At 59.7% G+C, this 3,561-nt stretch carries 3 protein-coding genes; 2 read left to right on the top strand and 1 reads right to left on the bottom strand.

Translation table 11 applies throughout. The features are described 5' to 3' along the window. Both obgE and proB read left to right on the top strand, forming a co-directional pair. Positions 1–954, top strand: a 954-nt coding sequence (obgE, locus tag ACTIKR_RS20410) for a GTPase ObgE (RefSeq protein WP_442328877.1), incomplete at its 5' end; no start/stop codon positions are given. A gap of 52 nt (positions 955–1,006) precedes the next feature. Further along, a complete protein-coding gene (gene proB / locus ACTIKR_RS20405) occupies positions 1,007–2,173 on the top strand; it encodes a glutamate 5-kinase (RefSeq protein ID WP_193090503.1) in 1,167 nt (388 codons plus the stop codon). Positions 2,174–2,320: 147 nt separating this feature from the next. Here the strand turns inward: proB and ACTIKR_RS20400 are convergent. Beyond that, a partial coding sequence (locus tag ACTIKR_RS20400) for an MFS transporter (RefSeq protein ID WP_442328876.1) occupies positions 2,321–3,561 on the bottom strand: 1,241 nt, incomplete at its 5' end.

Below are 3,561 nucleotides of genomic sequence, written 5' to 3'. Positions count from 1 at the left end.
CTGATCGACTTTCGCTATGCACGCCTGCATCGCGGCAAGAATGGTGAAAACGGCCGCGGCTCAGACCAATACGGCGCCGCGGCCGCCGATATCACCCTGCGTGTCCCGGTCGGCACGGTCATCTATGATGCCGAAACCAATGAGCAGTTGTTTGACCTGAACCATCATCAGATGCAGGTCACGCTGGCTGCTGGTGGCCAGGGGGGCATGGGCAATCTGCACTTCAAGTCCAGCGTCAATCGTGCGCCACGCCAGTTCACCTACGGCAAGGAAGGCGAGCAGCGCAAGCTGCGACTGGAACTCAAAGTGCTGGCCGATGTCGGGCTGCTGGGCATGCCCAACGCCGGCAAATCCACGCTCATCACGCGTATATCCAATGCCAAGCCCAAGATTGCAGACTACCCTTTCACCACCCTGCATCCAAACCTGGGCGTGGTACGCACCTCGCCCTCACGCAGTTTTGTGGTCGCCGATATTCCCGGCCTGATCGAAGGGGCCTCCGAAGGCGCCGGGCTGGGCCATCTTTTCCTGCGCCACTTGTCGCGCACTCGTGTGTTACTGCATCTGGTGGACGTTGCCGGCCTTGATCCAGACCAGGATCCAGTGGAGGTTGCCGCCCATAACGTGCGCGCCATTGCCGAAGAACTGCGCAAATACGACGCCCAACTGCACGCCAAGCCCCGCTGGCTGGTGCTGAACAAGCTGGATATGGTCAACGATCCGCAGGACATACAGCAACGGCTGTGCAAGGAACTGCAATGGGACGGACCGGTCTTTGCCATTTCGGCCCTGTCGGGCGATGGCACCCAGGCGCTGATCTGGGCGCTGCAGGATTATCTGGACGCAGAAAAAGGTCGCGAAATGGCCGAACAGGACAAAGCGGCAGAAGCCTACGTGCCGGAAGATCCGCGCTTTGACGAATCACGTCACAATCTGAACGACGCCGACAAATAACGGTTCTGCGCCCTATCACTCTTTCGTTTCCTTCTTCTGGATTTTTTGCAACATGAGCGATTTCGTTTCTTCAGTGGCCACGGCAAAGCGTATCGTCGTCAAAGTTGGCTCATCCCTGCTCACCAACAATGGTCAGGGCCTGGATCCGCAGGCCATCGGAGAATGGTCATCGCAAATCGCCACCCTGTGTCGCCAGAACAAGCAACTGATTCTGGTGTCCAGCGGCGCCATCGCCGAAGGCATGGCACGCCTGAAGTGGAAAACCCGTCCCAAAGCCATGAGCGAGCTGCAGGCTGCAGCTGCGGTGGGCCAGATGGGCCTGATCCAGGCCTATGAATCGGCTTTCGCAGCGCACCACATGCGCGCAGCACAAATTTTGCTGACCCATGAAGATTTGACCGACCGCCTGCGTTATCTGAATGCGCGGTCAACCATTTTTAAACTGCTGGAGCTCGGTGTCATCCCTATCGTCAATGAGAACGATACGGTGGTCACGGACGAAATCCGCCTGGGTGATAACGACACCCTGGGCGCCGTGGTCAGTAATCTGATAGAAGCCGATGCGTTGATCATTCTGACGGACCAGCGCGGGCTATACGACAGCGATCCGCGCAGCAACCCCGATGCCCGCTTTATTCACCTGGCCACCGCCGGTGATCCGGCGCTGCAGAAAATGGCCGGCGGCGCCGGCAGCCATATCGGCACCGGCGGCATGCTGACCAAGGTACTGGCCGCACAGCGCGCCGCAAGTAGCGGCGCCACCACCATTATCGCGTCTGGCCGCGAGGAGCGCGTCCTGGAGCGTCTGGGCCTGGGCGAAGCCATCGGCACCGAATTGCGCGCCTCGCCCTCTTTGCGCTCCGCACGCAAGCAATGGATGGCCGACCATTTGCGTCTGCCCGGCAAGTTGGTGCTGGACGAAGGCGCATGCAAGGCGCTGGTAGACCAGGGTAAAAGCCTGCTGGCTGTTGGCGTGACCGATGTCGTCGGTGAATTTGAACGCGGCGACGTCGTGGCCTGCACCGACCAGCAGCATCGAGAAATCGCCCGCGGACTGAGCAATTACTCTTCGGCCGAAACCCGCCGGATCATGCGACACCCGACCCGCGAAATCGAAAGCATTCTTGGCCATTGCCGCGACGAAGAGCTGATTCACCGCAATAACATGGTGCTCGTTCACGCGCCACAAGGTGCCGCTGTCGATATTCCCCAAATTTAAATGCCCGCTGTAGCATCGCCTGGGCAGCAGCCGATAGAACGCAGCGCCGGCTAAGCCACGGCTTGCAATTGCGCCGCTTGTAGGGCTGCCACTTGTGCGACCGGTGCTTGCAATTGAAATTGATTATGGGCGCCGTCGCAGCAAGGGTCAGTCCGGCGTCGCATGAGCCCGCCCCCCGCCGGTGACGGCCTTGTACTGACGCAGGCCTATTGTGAAGCACAACAGTACGGCGGCCGCAGCAAATGCCCCAGCCAACCAGAGATTGGCCGTCAACCCGAGCGAATCGACCATCTGACCGCCGAGCCAGGATCCCAGCGCTATGCCTACATTGAATGCGCCCACGTATAGTGCAGTGGCTACTTCCACAGCGCCTGCTGCAGCTTTCATCATCCATGTCATCAGACCAACCGACACGCCTCCATAAGCCAGCCCCCAAATCAGTAACGTCACGCCGCCGCCCAAGGGGGAACGTCCGACAAGCAGGAACAGGGCCGGCGTAAGCAGCAACCCCAGCGCAATCGCCAGCAATGTCTGCTGCGTATAGCGAGCGGCAAGAATGCCCATCAGAAAGTTGCCGGCAATGCCCGCGATACCGTAAGCAAACAGCAATCCCCCAATCCATTGCACGTCAAAACCCGAAACAGACAGCAATAATGGACGCACAAACGTAAAGGCGATAAAGTGACCTGCCACCAATAACAGCGTTAAAGCCAGGCCTACTTGCAATTGACGATTACCAAGCTGCGTGCCGAACTGCCGTACGGACGCCGAACGCGCAACTGGTAACGCCGGAATCACAGCAACATGCAGTGCCAGCACGAGCCCGCTGAGCATTGCCATGCAACCAAAGGCCCAGCGCCAACCCCACATCTGGCCGACCAGTGCCCCTAGCGGCACGCCCAGCACAGATGCCGCCGCCACCCCGCCGAAGATGATGGATGTCGCCAATCCGACTGCATGATTGGGGACAAGCCTGGAGGCCAGACCAGCGGCAATGGCCCAGATGCCACCTATACAGAAACCGACCAGAATGCGAGTTGCAAGCATCCACGCCATGCTCGGGGCAAGCGCCCCGGCAATATTGGCAATCACCAGCAGCCCCAACAAACCACACAGTATCCTGCGCCGGTCTGTGCCACCCGCCGCCATGACCACCAGCGGCGCAAACATCGCCGCCAGCAGTGCGGGCAACGAGATCATTAAACCGGCGGTTCCGGCAGACGTATCCAGCGTCTGGGCAATTGGCGTAAGCAAGCCGACCGGCAGCATCTCCGTGGTTACGACGCAAAAGGTCGCAAGGCCTACAGCGACCACCGCCAGCCAGGGATGCCGGGCATCCGCTTGTTCAGAAACAGTTGGCGACGAGTTCATGTGATTGATCCTTGAAT

The sequence above is a fragment of the Advenella sp. genome (assembly GCF_052108595.1).
Lineage (GTDB): Bacteria > Pseudomonadota > Gammaproteobacteria > Burkholderiales > Burkholderiaceae_B > Advenella.
This window is presented reverse-complemented; position numbering and strand designations above follow the sequence as displayed.

Excerpts from the sequence above, each read along its gene's own strand:
- proB (WP_193090503.1), top strand. The coding sequence starts at position 1,007 with ATGAGCGATTTCGTTTCTTCAGTGGCCACGGCAAAGCGTATCGTCGTC.